The 15,517-nt window shown below is 70.9% G+C and carries 18 protein-coding genes; 9 read left to right on the top strand and 9 right to left on the bottom strand.

Annotated features, from left to right (window positions below; genetic code table 11):
• Positions 1-175 precede the first annotated feature (175 nt).
• Positions 176-1,174, top strand: a complete 999-nt coding sequence (locus tag ACWJI3_RS07320) for an HrcA family transcriptional regulator (protein ID WP_094511702.1) — start codon at positions 176-178, stop codon at positions 1,172-1,174.
• A 28-nt stretch (positions 1,175-1,202) separates the two neighbouring features.
• Complete coding sequence (locus ACWJI3_RS07315; protein ID WP_094511708.1) at positions 1,203-2,000, top strand: proteasome-type protease; 798 nt, start codon at positions 1,203-1,205, stop codon at positions 1,998-2,000.
• On the opposite strand, the gene trpB is transcribed toward ACWJI3_RS07315, so the two are convergent.
• Positions 1,985-3,244 carry a tryptophan synthase subunit beta gene (gene trpB, locus ACWJI3_RS07310; protein WP_480203349.1) on the bottom strand — a complete coding sequence of 420 codons (1,260 nt, stop codon included), beginning with the start codon at positions 3,242-3,244 and terminating at the stop codon, positions 1,985-1,987. The two genes, ACWJI3_RS07315 and trpB, sit on opposite strands and share 16 nt — an antisense overlap.
• A 78-nt stretch (positions 3,245-3,322) precedes the next feature.
• Entirely contained in the window at positions 3,323-3,589 is a 267-nt protein-coding gene (locus tag ACWJI3_RS07305) for a hypothetical protein (RefSeq protein ID WP_480203348.1), read from the bottom strand.
• Positions 3,590-3,634: 45 nt separating this feature from the next.
• On the opposite strand from ACWJI3_RS07305, the gene ACWJI3_RS07300 reads away from it, so the two are divergent.
• Positions 3,635-3,961, top strand: a complete 327-nt coding sequence (locus ACWJI3_RS07300) for a translation initiation factor (protein ID WP_094511722.1) — start codon at positions 3,635-3,637, stop codon at positions 3,959-3,961.
• Here ACWJI3_RS07300 and ACWJI3_RS07295 read toward each other — a convergent pair.
• Together ACWJI3_RS07295 and purE are read right to left on the bottom strand one after the other, a co-directional pair.
• Complete coding sequence (locus tag ACWJI3_RS07295) at positions 3,921-5,036, bottom strand: AI-2E family transporter (protein WP_198948263.1); 1,116 nt, start codon at positions 5,034-5,036, stop codon at positions 3,921-3,923. The genes ACWJI3_RS07300 and ACWJI3_RS07295 overlap by 41 nt on opposite strands.
• Before the next feature lie 3 nt (positions 5,037-5,039).
• Complete coding sequence (purE, locus tag ACWJI3_RS07290) at positions 5,040-5,537, bottom strand: 5-(carboxyamino)imidazole ribonucleotide mutase (protein ID WP_094512368.1); 498 nt, start codon at positions 5,535-5,537, stop codon at positions 5,040-5,042.
• Between the two features lie 131 nt (positions 5,538-5,668).
• Here purE and ACWJI3_RS07285 point away from each other — a divergent pair, with 131 nt between their 5' ends.
• Genes ACWJI3_RS07285 through ACWJI3_RS07275 form a run of 3 tightly spaced genes read left to right on the top strand, consistent with a single transcriptional unit; the run spans position 5,669 to position 8,503 of the window.
• Positions 5,669-6,838 (top strand): N-acetylglucosamine-6-phosphate deacetylase, encoded by a 1,170-nt coding sequence (locus tag ACWJI3_RS07285; protein WP_480203347.1) that lies wholly within the window; start codon positions 5,669-5,671, stop codon positions 6,836-6,838.
• A 28-nt stretch (positions 6,839-6,866) separates the two neighbouring features.
• Entirely contained in the window at positions 6,867-7,604 is a 738-nt protein-coding gene (gene bchM / locus ACWJI3_RS07280) for a magnesium protoporphyrin IX methyltransferase (RefSeq protein WP_480203346.1), read from the top strand.
• Positions 7,601-8,503, top strand: a complete 903-nt coding sequence (locus tag ACWJI3_RS07275) for an NAD(P)-dependent oxidoreductase (protein WP_480203345.1) — start codon at positions 7,601-7,603, stop codon at positions 8,501-8,503. Before bchM ends, ACWJI3_RS07275 begins: the two co-directional genes overlap by 4 nt.
• 17 nt (positions 8,504-8,520) lie before the next feature.
• On the opposite strand, the gene ACWJI3_RS07270 is transcribed toward ACWJI3_RS07275, so the two are convergent.
• The 3 genes from ACWJI3_RS07270 to ACWJI3_RS07260 form a co-directional block, all read right to left on the bottom strand.
• Positions 8,521-9,507, bottom strand: coding sequence for a pseudouridine synthase (locus tag ACWJI3_RS07270; RefSeq protein WP_480203344.1), 987 nt, complete (start codon positions 9,505-9,507; stop codon positions 8,521-8,523).
• Positions 9,508-9,655: 148 nt separating this feature from the next.
• Positions 9,656-10,474 carry a response regulator transcription factor gene (locus tag ACWJI3_RS07265; RefSeq protein WP_480203343.1) on the bottom strand — a complete coding sequence of 273 codons (819 nt, stop codon included), beginning with the start codon at positions 10,472-10,474 and terminating at the stop codon, positions 9,656-9,658.
• Positions 10,475-10,533: 59 nt separating this feature from the next.
• Positions 10,534-11,031 carry a hypothetical protein gene (locus ACWJI3_RS07260; protein WP_255141093.1) on the bottom strand — a complete coding sequence of 166 codons (498 nt, stop codon included), beginning with the start codon at positions 11,029-11,031 and terminating at the stop codon, positions 10,534-10,536.
• A 189-nt stretch (positions 11,032-11,220) separates the two neighbouring features.
• Between ACWJI3_RS07260 and ACWJI3_RS07255 the strand changes: the two genes are divergently transcribed.
• Complete coding sequence (locus ACWJI3_RS07255; RefSeq protein ID WP_480203342.1) at positions 11,221-12,408, top strand: cysteine desulfurase family protein; 1,188 nt, start codon at positions 11,221-11,223, stop codon at positions 12,406-12,408.
• Here the strand turns inward: ACWJI3_RS07255 and ACWJI3_RS07250 are convergent.
• Positions 12,386-12,931, bottom strand: coding sequence for a DUF456 family protein (locus ACWJI3_RS07250; protein WP_480203341.1), 546 nt, complete (start codon positions 12,929-12,931; stop codon positions 12,386-12,388). The genes ACWJI3_RS07255 and ACWJI3_RS07250 overlap by 23 nt on opposite strands.
• Positions 12,931-13,824 (bottom strand): 16S rRNA (cytosine(1402)-N(4))-methyltransferase RsmH, encoded by an 894-nt coding sequence (gene rsmH / locus ACWJI3_RS07245; protein WP_480203340.1) that lies wholly within the window; start codon positions 13,822-13,824, stop codon positions 12,931-12,933. The genes ACWJI3_RS07250 and rsmH overlap by 1 nt, the downstream gene beginning before the upstream one ends.
• A 61-nt stretch (positions 13,825-13,885) precedes the next feature.
• Here rsmH and ACWJI3_RS07240 point away from each other — a divergent pair, with 61 nt between their 5' ends.
• Both ACWJI3_RS07240 and ACWJI3_RS07235 read left to right on the top strand, forming a co-directional pair.
• The gene (locus tag ACWJI3_RS07240; protein WP_094511771.1) at positions 13,886-15,070 is read left to right on the top strand and encodes an NAD(P)H-quinone oxidoreductase subunit H; all 1,185 of its coding nucleotides are present in this window, start codon (positions 13,886-13,888) and stop codon (positions 15,068-15,070) included.
• Positions 15,071-15,126: 56 nt separating this feature from the next.
• A complete protein-coding gene (locus ACWJI3_RS07235; protein ID WP_480203339.1) occupies positions 15,127-15,507 on the top strand; it encodes a DUF2752 domain-containing protein in 381 nt (126 codons plus the stop codon).
• Positions 15,508-15,517 lie beyond the last annotated feature (10 nt).

Here is a 15,517-nt window from a genome sequence, read left to right as displayed (position 1 = left end):
TGCGGCCGCTGCCAACGCTTCACTGGCTTCTGCCTGCTGCCATCCAAGCGATCAGCCATGAAGCCCGAACCAACGCCTAGCGGCCTTGTGGCCCAGACGAAATGGTGTTCCTGTTGGCCAGCGGCGTCGTTGGTATCGGTTACGGTTCGCGCACCATCCGTTAACTAGCCCCTCGTTGCCTCACCTCAGCCGCCGCCATCAGCAGGTGTTGCAGGCAACGGTGCAGCATTACGTGGACACGGTCGAGCCCGTGGGGAGCCGCACCCTGGTGCAACGCTTCGGCTTCCAGACCTCACCTGCCACGGTGCGTTCGGCCATGGGGGCGCTGGAGCAACAGGGCCTGCTTGTGCAGCCGCACACCTCCGCCGGGCGTATTCCAAGCCAGCGCGGCTACCGCCTTTACGTGGACAGCCTGCTGCCACCCCCCGGTGCCGGAGCGCTGCAACTGGAGCAGGAACTGCTGGGGCTGAGCCTGCGCTGGGCTGCCCTCGACGATCTGCTGCTGCATCTGGCGCGGCGGCTGGCTGATCTCACCGGCCTGCTGAGCCTGATCACACGCCCCCAGGGCGATCGCTCCGCCCTTCAGGCCGTGCGCCTGGTGCCAAGCGGCGACCGCCTGCTGGTGTTCCTGGTGGAGAACGCCGTGATGACCAGCTGCCTGAACCTGCATCTGCCACCGGCGGCGGCCCCCGAGCTGCTGCCGCTCGAGCGCTGGGTGATGGATCAGCTCAGCCTGCATCCGGGCCAGCCAATCCCCTGGAACGCCCTGCCGCCTCAGCTGCAGCGCAGCGGCTGGCTGCTGCGCGAGGCGCTCCGCAGCCACCGCATGGCCCGTCCGGGCGATGCCGACGGCGCCCTCGCGCTCGGGCTGGGGGGATTGCTGGGGCAGCCGGAATTCAGCCGCACCGCCACGCTGCGGCCGCTGGTGCAGCTGGTGGAGGAAGACCCCCATCTGCTGCTGCAACCTGACGGCAGACCCAGCGAAGGCGTCTGGATCGGTGCCGAAAATCCCCATCCCGCCCTGCAGGACTGCGCACTCGTGCAGGCCACTTACCGCACCGGCGACGGCAGCCAGGGGCACGTGGCCCTGGTGGGGCCGATGCGGATGGCCTACGCCACCGCCCGGGCGGCGGTGCGCTCGGTGGCCGCCAGCCTGCAGCGGTTGCTCAGTTGAGCGGCCGGCGGCTTGAGAGCATGGCGCCATGACTTACTGCGTCGGTTTCCTGCTCAAGGAGGGTCTGGTGATGTGCGCCGACTCCCGCACCAATGCGGGGGTGGACTACATCTCCAGCTACCGGAAGCTGCACGTGTTCCAGCCGGCACCTGACCGGCTGTTCGTTCTTCTGGCGGCGGGCAACCTGGCCACCACCCAGGCGATCCTCAACTGGATCCGTCGCGACCTCAGCGCCGCCGCCACTCCGGCGGCCGTGGGGGCGCCGGCCAGCGCTGCAGCTGATGACCGGACCGCCGGACCGGACCTGCTCAGCTGCCGCCATCTGTTCGAGGCGGCGGCCTACATCGGCCGCCTGAGCGTGGCGGTGCAGAACGAGAACGAGAGCGCCCTCAAGCAGGTGGGAGCGAGCGGTGAGGCCACCTTCATCCTTGGCGGCCAGATCGCCGGCAACGACCACGGCCTCTACCGGATCTACGCCCAGGGCAACGCGATCATGGCCACGCCGGAAACGCCGTTCCTGCAGATCGGCGAGAGCAAATACGGCAAGCCTCCCCTCGATGTGGTGGGTGACTACGGGATGTCGCTGGAGGATGCCACCCGCCTCTGCCTGATTTCCCAGGTGATCACCCGGCGCTCCAACCTCACGGTGGGGCCCCCGTTCGAGGTGGCGCTCTATCCGCGCAATTCGCTGGCCATCTCCCAGCACCTGCGCCTGGAGCGGGGCTCCAAGCTGCTCGGCGAGATGGCCCGGATCTGGGCAGACAGCCAGCGCGATGCGCTCAGCAACCTGCCCCGGCTGCCCTGGGAGCCTCAGCCGGCCAGCTGATCCCCCAGCCGGTCAGCCACGGTGTTCACGTCCTTGTCGCCGCGGCCGGAGAGGTTCACCACCACTTCGGTGCCCGGCGCCAGGCTGGGGCAGAGCTGCTCCAGCCAGGCGAAGGCGTGGGCGGTTTCCAGCGCCGGGATGATGCCCTCGAGCTCAGACACCAGGCGCAGGGCAGTGAGCGCCTCGTCGTCGGTGACGGCGGCATACTCCGCCCGGCCCACATCCCGCAGGTAGCTGTGCTCGGGGCCGACGCCCGGGTAATCCAGGCCGGCGCTGATCGAATGGGCCTCCTGCACCTGCCCTTCGCCGTCCTGCAGCAGCAAGCTCATGGCGCCATGCAGCACGCCGATCCGCCCTTCGGTGATCGTGGCGGCATGGCGGCCTGTGGCCACGCCCTCACCCGCTGCCTCCACCCCGATCAGCCGCACGGAGGTGTCTTCCACGAACGGGTGGAACAGGCCCATGGCGTTGGAGCCACCACCCACGCAGGCCACCAGCACATCGGGCAGACGGCCGAAGGCCTCCTGGCACTGGCGCTTGGCCTCCTGGCCGATCACGGCATGGAAATCACGCACCAGCATCGGGTAGGGGTGCGGGCCGGCCACCGAGCCGAGGATGTAGTGGGTGGTTTCCACGTTGGTCACCCAGTCGCGGATGGCTTCGCTGGTGGCGTCCTTGAGGGTGGCGGTGCCGGCGGTGACCGGCTGCACCGTGGCGCCCAGCAGGCGCATGCGGAACACGTTGAGCGCCTGGCGGCGCATGTCTTCGGCGCCCATGTACACCACACACTCGAGGCCGAAGCGGGCGCAGACGGTGGCGGTGGCGACGCCGTGCTGGCCGGCGCCGGTTTCAGCGATGACCCGCTTCTTGCCCATGCGCAGGGCCAGCAGGGCCTGGCCGAGGGCGTTGTTGATCTTGTGGGCGCCGGTGTGGTTGAGGTCTTCGCGCTTCAGCCAGAGGCGCGGGCCGCCTTCCGGGCGGGCGTAGTGGGCGGTGAGCCGCTCGGCTTCGTAGAGCGGCGTGGGGCGGCCCACATAGGTGCGCAGCAGGTGGTCGAGCCGGCTGGTGAAGGCGGGATCGGCCCAGGCCTCCGCAGCCGCCTGCTCCAGCTCCGCCAGGGCGGGCATCAGCGTTTCCGGCACGTATTGCCCGCCGAAACGGCCGAAGCGCCCCTGGGGAGTGGGCCGCACGGACACCTGAAGGTCGGCGGGATTAGGGGAGAGCGGGGGGAAGGTGCTGGTCACCGGTGCCGGGCGGTATCGGGCCAGCCTAGGAAGCGGAAGTCGCTGCCACACTCCCGGGCGTCAGCGCTGCTGACCACCTCAGGGGGGAAGCGGTGGTGGCGGCGTCAGCCGCGGCCAGGTCGACGGGGCACGCTGGCTGGGGGAACCGGCCGGCGGGACGCAGGGCGCCTGCCCGGGTACCACGAAGCGCAAGGCCCGCACCTGGCCCGGCGCCGGCGGCCCGGTACCGCCGATGGCGGCGTCAGGCGGCGGCGAGGGAGTCAGCCCCGCCGGCGGGCAGGGCAGGGGTTGGCGCGTGTCCAGATCGAGGCGAAGCATCTCCAGACGGAGGGGAGGCAGGTCCATGCCCGGCAGGTGCGCTGTGATGGAAGCGTCGCCACCACGATCGCCATGGGCAAGGGAAGCTGGCAGGAATTCAGCCGCGCCGAGAGCACGGCACGGCCGGCGGGCCCGGTGTCCCCGGCCGCACCCCGCAACCAGCAACGGGTGCGGGTGCAGCGCACCAAGGCGGGCAAAGGCGGCAAGACCGTCACCGCCATCACCGGCCTGGAGTTGCCGGAAGATGACGCCCGCACCCTGCTGAAGCAGCTCAAGGCCCGTGCCGGCACCGGCGGCACCCTCAAGGACGGGGTGATCGAGCTGCAGGGCGATCAGGTAGGGCCGGCGCTGGAAGCGCTTACGGCAGCGGGCTTCCGACCGAAGCAGGCGGGGGGGTGAGCGGCTGGGGCTCCGGCAGCCCCAGCCGCCGGGCCAGTTCATCGAGAAAGGTTTTCAGGCAGCTCGCCACCGGCACCGCCAGCAGCAGGCCCAGCAATTCACCGAGCCCCAGCAGGCTGCCCACCCGGGCACCCACCGGCAGGCTGAGCAGCAGCCAGGCCGGCTGCAGACCCACGATCTGGCCCATCAGCCGGGGCTGAATCACCTGATCCACCACCTGCCCCACGCTGATGGCCGCCACCAGCACCTCCACGCCTGTGCGGGGGTCTTCAAGCACCAGCAGGCCGCTCACCAGCAGGATCGTCAGCGCGCTGGCATAGGGAACCAAGGTGGTGAAGCCGATCGCCACGGCAAACAGCACGCCGTAGGGGATCTGCAGCAGGGTGAACACCACGATCTGCGCCACGCTGAGGATCAGGGCCAGCACCACCTGGCCGCCGAAGTAGCCGCGAAAGGTGGTGACCAGGGTGTTCAGGACCATCGCCCGCCAGCTGGAGGGCAGCCAGCGGGCCAGACCGCGTGGGATCGCCTCGCCGCCCACCAGCAGAAAAACAGCCAGCACCACCACGATCAAGGTGTTGATCGTGAGGTTGAGCGTGGCGCCGAGCAGCCCAAGCAGGCGCTGGCTGAGCTGGCTGGCGAACTTGGTGGAGCCGGTGAGCAGTTCGCTGCTGAAATCGCTGAAATCAGCGGGCAGGCCATGGGCGGCGGCCCAGAGCTGGGTCTGATCCAGCAGCATCTGCCCCTGCACCAGCCAGCCGGGCAGGGCATTGAGCAGATCGCCGAGCTGCTGCACCAGCCGCGGCAGCAGCCAGAGGCTCGCCAGCACCAGCAGGGCAAGCCCCAGCCCGAGCACCAGGAGCAGCGCCAACACGCGCGGCATGCCGCGCTGCGTGAGCCAGCGGCTGGGGATGTCCAGCAGGAAGGCGATCAGGGCAGCGCCCAGGAACAGGGAGGGGAAGGGCGCCAGCGGCACCAGCACCTGCCGCAGCACGAACATGTTCAGCACCAGCAGCGGCAGAGTGAGCCCGAAGCGAACCCAGAGCGGCAGCGGCATGGTGAAGCGTTCAGCCATCGATCAGCTCCCCATGCCCTGCAGGTAGGCCGCACTGCCCAGCTCCTGCAGACGCCGGTCCTTGGTGGTCACCTGGTCGTGGAGAGCACGGCGATGGGCGAGCACACGGTCAGCCAGCTCGGCATCGGCGGTGGCCAGGATCTGTGCCGCCAGCAGGCCCGCATTGGTGCCGCCACCGATCGCCACGGTGGCCACCGGGATGCCGGCCGGCATCTGCACGATCGAATGGAGTGAATCCACCCCAGACAGGGCCCGGCTCTGCACCGGAACGCCGATCACCGGCAGAGGCGTGAGCGCCGCCACCATGCCGGGCAGGTGTGCGGCACCGCCGGCGCCGGCAATGATCACCTTGAGCCCCCGGCCGGCGGCGGCTTCAGCGAAGGCCACCATCTCCAGCGGCGTGCGATGGGCGGAGAGCACGCGCACCTCCACCGCCACCCCGAACTGCTCCAGCACGGCCACCGCCGGCTGCAGCGTGGGCAGGTCGGAGTCGCTGCCCATCACCACGGCCACACGGGGACAGGCGGCCTGCCCAGGGCCGGCGGCAGCAGCGGAAGCAGACACAGCAACCACAGGGGGCAGGGCAGCGAGGATGGCATTCTCCCGCCGACCGCGGCCCGCCGCTGACGTTGATGCGCTGGCTCAGCAACGTTCGCCTCCCGGAGGCCGTGCCGCCCTGCAGCCCAGGGCGCTGGCGCGTCGGCGTGGACACGGCCGGAACGATCGCCTGCCTTGAACCACTGGAGGCGGGCAGCGCCGCCGCAGGCGACGACTGGAACGGCGACTGGCTCAGCCCGGCCGGGGTGGACCTGCAGATCAACGGCGGGCTGGGACTGGCCTTTCCGGAGCTCACCGACGCGGATCTGCCCCGCCTGCTGGAGCTGCTGGAACTGCTGTGGCGCGATGGCGTGGAGGCGATCAGCCCCACCCTGGTGACCTGCGGCGTGGCGCCGCTGCGCCAGGCCCTGGCGGTGCTGCGGACGGCCCGCGCTCTTCCCGCCCCTGGCCGGGCCCGGCTGCTGGGGGCGCACCTGGAGGGTCCGTTCCTGGCGAAGGCGCGGCGGGGCGCCCACCCGGAGGCGCACCTGGCGCTGCCCAGCCTCGCGGCTCTGCAGGCGCGAATCGAGGGGTTCGAATCCGAGATCGCCCTGATGACGCTGGCGCCGGAGCTGGACGGGGCCGAAGCGGTGATCGCCGCCCTGTGTGCGCAGGGGATCGTGGTGAGCCTGGGCCACAGCGAAGCCAGTGAGCGGCAGGCGCAGCACGCCTTCGAGGCGGGCGTGGGCATGCTCACCCACGCCTTCAACGCCATGCCCGGCCTGCACCACCGGGCGCCGGGGCCGGTGGCGGCGGCGGTGCTGCGCGGCGACGTGGCCATGGGCCTGATCGCCGACGGGGTGCATGTGGCGCCGTCGCAGGCGGTGCTGCTGCAGCGGCTCGCGCCCCGGCAGGTGGTGCTGGTGAGTGATGCCCTGGCGCCCTACGGGCTGCCGGAGGGGCGGCACCGTTGGGACAGCCGCAGCCTGCTGGTGGAGAACGGCAGTTGCCGGCTGGAGGACGGCACCCTGGCTGGGGTGACGCTGCCGCTGCTGGAGGGCGTGGTGCGGCTGGCGGGCTGGAGCCGGGCGCCGGGCGCTGCGATCGCCGCGGCCACCGTGCTGCCCCGGCGCGTGCTGGGTGATCACCGCCCCGTGCAGGAGCTGCTGCTGGGTCAGCCGCTGGCGGAGGCCCTGCGCTGGAGCGGCGGCGACGCGGACCCGCTGCGTTGGTGCCGTGCCGGCGAAGCCACCCGCACTCCTTAGGATCCGGCCACCCACACCCCCTGAGCGCATGGCCGCCGAACCGCTGCTGGACACCGACGCGGCGCCCACCACCAGCGAGAAGGCAGCGGAGAAGCTGGAGGTGCGCGACTACTTCAACAGCACCGGCTTCGAGCGCTGGAATCGCATCTACAGCGACAGTGACGACGTCAACAAGGTGCAGCGCAACATCCGCATCGGCCACCAGAAGACGGTGGATCAGGTGCTGGCGTGGCTGCAGGAGGAAGGCGACCTGGCCGGGCGCAGCTTCTGCGACGCCGGCTGCGGGGTGGGCAGCCTCAGCCTGCCGCTGGCCGGCCTGGGGGCCGGCAGCATCTCGGCCAGCGACCTCTCGGACGCCATGGTGCAGGAAGCTGGTCGCCGCGCCGCCGCCGCCGGCATCGATCCCGCCCGGCTGACCTTCCACACCTCCGATCTGGAGAGCCTCAGCGGCCTCTACGACACGGTGGTGTGCCTCGATGTGTTCATCCACTACCCCCAGGCCGCCGCCGAGGAGATGGTGCGCCATCTGGCCGGTCTGGCAGAGCGGCGGCTGATCGTGAGCTTCGCCCCCTACACGCCTCTGCTGGCGTTGCTCAAGGGGATCGGCCAGCTGTTCCCCGGCCCCAGCAAGACCACCCGCGCCTACACCCTGCGTGAAGACGGCATCGTGGCCGCCGCCGCCGCCGCCGGCTTCCAGCCGCTGCGCCGCAGTCTCAATCAGGCGCCCTTCTACTTCTCCCGCCTGATCGCCTTCGAGCGGGCATGAGGGCCGCCGCGGAGGCCGCGGCGTCAACGCCGAAGCGGGAGCCGGTGGCCTTCATCGGCCTCGGCGCCCTGGGAGCGCCGATGGCGGCCCGGCTGCTGCAGGCGGGCCACCCGCTCACCGTGCACAACCGCAGCCGTGAGCGGGAGCTGCCGCTGGCGGCAGCCGGCGCCCAGCGGGCCGCCTCGGTGCCGCAGGCTGCCGCCACTGCTGCGGTGCTCTGCCTCTGCCTCAGTGACGACCGGGCCGTGCAGGCGGTGCTGCTGGAGCAAGCGCTGGCGGCCCTGACCCCCGGCGCCTTGGTGATCGACTTTTCCACGATTGCTCCCGCCACCAGCCGCGCCCTCGCCACCCGCCTGGAGGCCGATGGGATCACCTACCTCGATGCACCGGTGACCGGCGGCACCGAGGGGGCCCGCGCCGGCCGGCTGGCGGTGCTGGTGGGCGGCAGCGCGACGGCGCTGGAGCGGGCACGGCCACTGCTGGAGGCGGTGGGGAGTTCGATCAGCCACTTCGGCCCCGTGGGCGCCGGCCAGCAGGCCAAGGCGGTGAACCAGGTGCTGGTGGCCGGCAGCTATGCCGCCGTGGCCGAAGCGATTGCCCTGGGCCGACGGCTTGGACTGCCAATGGCACAGGTGTGCGCCGCGCTCGAAGGGGGTGCGGCCGGCTCCTGGGCCCTGCGCCACCGGGCGGGCAACATGCTCAGCAATCACTACCCGCTGGGCTTCCGGCTCGCCCTGCACCGCAAAGACCTGGCGATCGCCCTGGCGGAAGCGGCCGCCGCCGGGCTGGAGCTGCCGCTCACCGCCCAGGTGGCCGCCATGGAAGACACGCTCATCGCCGCCGGCCACGCCGAAGAGGATGTGTCGGTGCTGGCCCGCTGGTTCGAGGCCGGCCACTGAGCGCCGGCCACTGAGCATCAGCCGCCAGCTGCCGGGGCGAGCTCCAGAGCTGGCGGCAGCGGCGCCTCCAGCTCCAGCCAGGTGCCTTCGGGCCGGGGCAGCACGAGCCGGTGGGCGTGCAGCTGGTAGCCCCCCAGGCCCGGCCGGGCCTGGGGGCGGGCCTGGCCGCCGGGCAGGTAGAGGGGATCGCCCAGCAGCGGCGTGCCGACGCTGGCGGCATGGATACGGATCTGATGGGGGCGGCCGCTGCGGATCGCCACCTCCACCAGATGGGCCTGCGGGCGCACCTGCAGCAGGTGCAGCTCGCTCCAGGCCGGCAGGGGCGCCGCCGCAGAGTCCGCAGCGGAGGCGGCCGCCCACACCTGGCCCAGCAGCGGATGGGGCCAGCGGCCGATCGGCGTGTGGATCTCCAGCCGCTCGCCCACCGCGATCGGCAGGGGGCCTGCCTGCGTGAGTGCGCGGTAGAGCTTGCGACAGCCGCTCTCGGGGGCAGAGGTGCTCTCGCGCAGCAGGGCGCTGAGCCAGGCGCGGGTGGCCGGCTGGCGGGCCAGCACCAGCAACCCGGAGGTGAAGCGGCCGAGCCGATGGACGGGCCGGGGCACGCCGGTGATTGCAGTGGCGGCCGCGTCCCGCTGTCGCCGCTCGATCAGACGCAGCACGGTGTGCTCCAGGAAGCCGCCGGCCGGCAGCACCGGCAGGCCGCTGGGCTTGTCGATCACCAGGATGTCGCCGTCGTCATGGACGACCTGCCACTGATCCGGCACCGGCGGTTCGTGCCAGGGGGGCCGATGCCACGCCAGTCGATCCCCCGGCGCGAGGCTGCCATCGGCCCGGAGCTGCTGGCCGTTCCTGTGGATCTCGCCGGCCTCCAGCCGCGTCTGCCACACCTGTTGATCGGAATGGCGGTAGCGGGCGGCGTAGAAGGCGGAGATCTTCTGGCCCGCAGCGGCGCTGCCGGCCCGGTCGGTGTAGATCCAGCCCTGGTTGAGCGACCCTGCAGGCACGGGCTTCAGGGGGATGGAGGTGGAGGAGCAGCTGGTCGAGGCGTCAGCTGGTGTTTGTGCGGCAGCCGGTGTTTGAGCGGCAGCTGGTGGTTGAGCCGCAGCCTGCCGGACGGCAGCCGGAGCCGGGTGGTGGCGGCCGATGGCTATCTCACTCCACCAGGCTGTTTTCGAGGGCGTAGCGGACCAGTTCGGTGCGGCTGGTGGTGCCGGTCTTGGTGAACAGGCGGCTCACGTACTTCTCGACGTTGCGGATCGAGGTTTCCAGACGGCGGGCGATCTCCTTGTTCATCAGGCCTTCGGCCACCAGCTGCAGCACACTCGCCTCGCGGGGCGTGAAGTCGAGCTTGACGCCGGTCGGCGCCTTCTTGCCGCCACCCCCCTGCAGCAGCGAGCGGATCTCGGTGATCTGGCGCGCCATCTGGCCGATGTCGGCATCGGCGTAGCGGGCGGCCTCGGCCAGCAGCCGCTCCTGGCGCCGCACCATGTTGCGCACCCGGGCCACCAGCTCGTCAGGGTCGAATGGCTTGGGGATGTAATCGTCGACGCCCGCCTGGAAGCCCTCGATGCGGTCGGCGGTCATGCCCTTGGCGGTGAGGAAGATCACCGGCGTGCCCCCCAGCCGCTCATCGCCCCGCAGGCGCCTGAGCAGGCCGTAGCCATCGAGGCGGGGCATCATCACGTCGGTGAGCACCACATCCGGCACGATCTCCTGAGCCACCTTCCAGCCTTCTTCGCCGTCGTAGGCGGTGACCACTTCGAAGCCCTCGTCCTGCAAGTAGGCCTGCACCGCGGTGCGCAGCCCCGGCTCGTCGTCGACGAGCAGCAGGCGCGGCGGCTGGGCGGCCACAGGGGTGGCGGCGCTGGCCTCGCCGGAATGGGCCGCGGCGGTGGGCTCCAGACCCTGTGCAAAGGGGTGGTCCGGGGCGGCGTCGCCGTCGGGTGCGGCTGCTGGGATGGCTTGGCTCATGGACCCACCGGTGGTGCCGGAAATCTATCCAGGGCCGCCAACCCGGCTGCGGGCCGGCTTCAGAGCGATCCTGCGGGCAGCAGTTGCTCCCGTTCCTGCAGGTTGCCGCTGTAGCCCAGCTGCAGCGCCACGGCACGCAGCCCATCCGGGTCCTGGCCCGCATGCTGTGGGTGGCACGAGGCCCACCAGACGAGATGGTCCCGGCGGTTGACGCTGGTGATCACCCCGCCGGGGTTGAGCTGGCGCAGGATCAGCTGGCGGCCGTCATTGGTGACCCGCATCGGCGCCGTGACGGAGCAGCCGATCGTTTCGCTGCGCACCTTGACATCGTTCGGCAGCTCCTCCCACACCTTGATGCGCAGCAGACCGGGGCGAGCCGGATCAGCGGTGACGGCATAGACCCCCAGCGCCTGCACGCCCCCGGGCACCACACGCTCCACCAGCAGCGCCATGCCCGGCGGGCGGTTCTGGGAAGGGATCAGCACCGGCACGCCCTGGCCATGGGCCGCGGCCACCACCAGGACCATGGAGCTGAGGGCCAGTGCGCAGCGAGGCATCAGCAGGAGAGCGCAGGGGCAGGACAGCAAGCCAAGGATCTGGCGCCTGCCGCCATTCTCCACGCTTCTTCCCGGCCAGCGCGCCCACATCGAAGCCACAACGCCGCTGTGATCGTGCGGCGACACTGCTACAAGGGAAGCGGGGTCGCCGCAGCGTCCCGACCCTTCTTCCCAGCCCCAGGCGATCCCGTGACCCATCCCTACCTGGACTACCAGGCCACCACCCCCTGCGAGCCGGCGGTGGTGGAAGCGATGGCGCCCTACTGGAGCGAGTTGTTCGCCAATCCGTCCAGCCGCCTGCACCGGCCGGGGCTGGAGGCGGCCACGGCGGTGGAGCGGGCGCGGGAGCAGCTGGCGGCGCAGCTGGGGGTGTCGATCGAGCGCGTCGTGTTCACCAGCGGCGCCACCGAAGCCAACAACCTGGCGCTCAAGGGGCTGGCGGAAGCGCGGCAGCACCTGGGCCGTCACCTGATCACGGTGGCCACGGAGCACAAGGCGGTGCTCGACACCATGCGCGAGCTGGAGCGGCGCGGCTTTGCTCTCACCGTGCTGCCGGTGGGCGCCGATGGCCTGCTGGATCTGGGCGATCTGGTGGCGGCGCTGCGCCACGACACGATCCTGGTGAGCGTGATGGCCGCCAACAACGAAATCGGCGTGCTGCAGCCGCTGGCGGCGATCGGTTCGCTCTGCCGCGCCAGCGGTGTGGCGTTTCATTGCGATGCCGCCCAGGCCTTCGGCCACATGGCGCTGCAACCCGACGCCCTCGGCATCGATCTGCTCAGCATGAGCGCCCACAAGTTCTACGGGCCGAAGGGCATCGGCGCGCTGGTGGTGGGCGAAGGACTCACGCTCAACCCCCAGCAACACGGCGGCGGCCAGGAAGGGGGCCTGCGGGCCGGCACCCTGCCGGTGCCGCTGATCGTGGGCATGGCCAAGGCCGCCACGCTCGCCCTGGCTGACCGGGAGGAGCGCGAGGAGCGGCTCGGCGCCCTGCGGCAGCGGCTGCTGCACGGCCTGCTGGCGATCGAGGGCGTGGCGGTGAACGGCAGCCTTGAGCAGCGCCTGGCTCACAACCTCAACGTGCGCATCGCCGGTGTCGATGGCAACCGGCTGCACAGCCTGTTGCGGCGCCAGCTCACGGTGAGCGGCGGCTCGGCCTGCAGTGCCGGCAGCCCCTCCCATGTGCTCGCCGCCCTGGGGCTCGACCGCGCCGCGGCAGCGGCCTCGGTGCGCTTCGGGCTGGGCCGCGGCACCACCACGGGCGACATCGATCAGGCGATCGCCGCTGTGGCCGCCGCGGTGGCGGAGCTACGCCAGGCGCCCGCCGCGGTGACCGCGCTGGACACGGAGGCGCTCAGGGCGCCAGCACCGTGCTGAGCAGCACAAAGCCCGCCACCCCCAGCAGCGCCAGCAGGAACTGAGCCGCCCGGCTCACCAACATGCCGGCCACCACGGCCAGCCCCACGAGCAACGCACGGCGCAGCCGCTCCAGCCCCAGCGGCCCCAGCGCCGACGACGCCGACACCAGCTCCCCGAGGGTGGCCCCCAGCAGCGGCCCCACCAGGGCACCGAGCAGCGGTCCGCCCACCGGCAGGGCGGGCAGCAGCCCCAGCAAGCCCACCACCAGCCCGAGGCCGGCGCCGATGTAGGCCCAGCGGGTGGCCTGCAGACGGGCCGCCCCCAGCACCACCCCGAGCGCGTCGGCCCCCCAGCCCAGCAGCAGGATCAGGCAGGCCAGCAGCAGGGTGGGCCAGGCGGTGCTCCAGCCCGCCGCCCACACCCACAGGCCGGCCCCGAGCGGCAGGAAGATCAGCCCCGGCAGCACGGGCAACAGGGTGCCGGGAATGGCCACCAGCTGCAGCGTGAGCGCTACCCACCACAACGCATCGAGCGAAGCCATCAGCGCCTTGCCGCCAGCCGCAGCTTGGCGGAGCGGCTGCGGGGATTGGCCTCCTGCTCTGCCGCCGTGGCGATCAGAGGCTTGCGCGTGCGCCGCTCCAGGCGTTCATCGCCCAGAAAGGCCGTCTTGACGCGGCGATCTTCGAGCGAATGGAAGCTGATCACCGCCAGGAGGCCGCCCGGCAGCAACCACTGCGGTGCCTGCTGCAGGAAGCGGTCGAGGGCGCCGAGCTCATCGTTGACGGCGATGCGCAGGGCCTGGAAGGTGCGGGTGGCGGGGTGAATGCGGCCGCGCCGGGCCGCTGGCGGGTAGCAGCCGGCCACCAGGTAGGCAAGGGCGCTGGTGCCGCCGCCCGTTCGGTCAGCGGGGCTCCAGGGGCGCTGCTCGACGATGCGGCGGGCGATCCGCCGCGAGAGCCGTTCCTCGCCGTAGGCATAGATCAGATCCGCAAGGTCCTTCTCATCGAGGCGGTCGAGCAGCTCGGCGGCACTCTCGCCGGCGCTGGTGTTCATGCGCATGTCGAGGGGGCCATCGGCGCGGAAGCTGAAGCCGCGCTCCGCCACATCCAGCTGGGGACTGCTCACGCCCAGATCGGCCAGCACCCCGTGCACAGGAGCGGCGGGAGCGTAGGCGGCGAAATTGGTGGCGATCAGGCGCACCCGCTCGCCGAACGGGGCCAACCGCGTGGCGGCGGCGGCCAGGGCGGTGGCGTCCTGATCCAGACCGATCAGCTGCAGGTCGGGATGGGCCTCCAGCAGCAGGGCGCTGTGGCCGCCACCGCCCACGGTGGCATCGATCACGGTGGCGCCAGGAGGCAGGTCGCTGAAGGCCGCCAGCACGGCATCGGCGAGCACCGGCAGATGGTGGAACCCGGAGGGGGCGTCTGGCGGCAAAGGCCCTGGTTGCGGCGATCCCTTCCTAAGATCCGGCGGATCGCTCGCCCGCCCCGGCGCCATGACGCAGCTCGAAACACGCACCGAGCCGATGGTGGTGAACTTCGGGCCTCACCACCCCTCGATGCACGGGGTGTTGCGGCTGGTGGTGACCCTCGACGGCGAGGACGTGGTGGACTGCGAGCCGGTGATCGGCTACCTCCATCGCGGCATGGAGAAGATCGCCGAGAACCGCACGAACGTGATGTTCGTGCCCTACGTGAGCCGCTGGGACTATGCCGCCGGCATGTTCAACGAGGCGATCACGGTGAACGCGCCGGAACGGCTGGCCGACATCCCGGTGCCGAAGCGGGCCAGCTACATCCGGGTGCTGATGCTGGAGCTCAACCGCATCGCCAACCACCTGCTCTGGCTGGGCCCGTTCCTGGCGGATGTGGGCGCCCAGACCCCTTTCTTCTACATCTTCCGCGAACGGGAGATGATCTACGACCTCTGGGAAGCAGCCACCGGCCAGCGGCTGATCAACAACAACTACTTCCGCATCGGAGGCGTGGCTGCCGATCTTCCCTACGGCTGGCTGGAGAAGTGCCTCGATTTCCTCGATTATTTCGGCCCAAAGATCGATGAATACGAAAAGCTGATCACCAACAACCCGATCTTCAAGCGCCGGATCCAGGGCCTCGGCGTGATCAGCCGTGAGATGGCCATCAACTGGAGCCTGTCGGGCCCGATGCTGCGCGCCTCCGGCGTGCCCTGGGATCTGCGCAAGGTGGATCACTACGAGTGCTACGACGACTTCGACTGGGACGTGGCCTGGCGCACGGAAGGCGATTGCTACGCGCGCTATCAGGTGCGCATCGAGGAGATGCGTCAATCCCTCAAGATCCTGCGGCAGGCCTGCAAGGGAATCCCCGGCGGCCCCACCGAAAACCTGGAGGCCAGGCGCATGAGCGAGGGCAAGGGGGGTGAATCCTTCGGCTTCGACTATCAGTACATCGCCAAGAAAGTGGCCCCCACCTTCAAGATCCCCGGTGGTGAGCTCTACGCGCGGCTGGAATCCGGCAAAGGGGAGCTGGGCGTGTTCATCATGGGCAACGACGACGTCACCCCCTGGCGCTGGAAGATCCGCGCCGCCGATTTCAACAACCTGCAGATCCTGCCCCACATCCTCACCGGGGCCAAGGTGGCCGACATCATGGCGATCCTCGGCTCCATCGACGTGATCATGGGCTCGGTGGATCGCTGAGCGCTTCGCGCCGCCGTGATCCACAGCGGAGCCGGCGCCAGCGCTGGCTCGATCAGTTGCGGCGCTGCGGCGTTGCCCTCCCGGCCTTGCTCACCGGCTATCTCTGGCTGAAGGGCTGGCACGCCGGCCTGCCAGGACTGTCCTGTCCGCTGCGGGCGCTCACGGGAATTCCCTGCCCCACCTGCTTCCTCACCCGTGCCACGGCAGCCGCTCTCAACGGCCAGCTGGCCACCTCAGTGCAGCTGCACGGCTTCGGGCCGCTCGCCGCAGCCGCCCTGGTGGTGTGGTCGGTGGCAGCGTTGCGCAGTGGTCGACTGGTGCCCCGGGCTCTGAACGGACGTCATCTGGTGCTGGCCGCCTCGGCATTGCTGCTCTACTGGGCCGCACGGATGCTGTTCAGTTACGGGCTCGGTCTGCCTGCGTTTCCAAGCGGGTAGCCCACTCCAC

The sequence above is a fragment of the Marcopretia estuarina LEGE 06307 genome (assembly GCF_056633115.1).
This window is presented reverse-complemented; position numbering and strand designations above follow the sequence as displayed.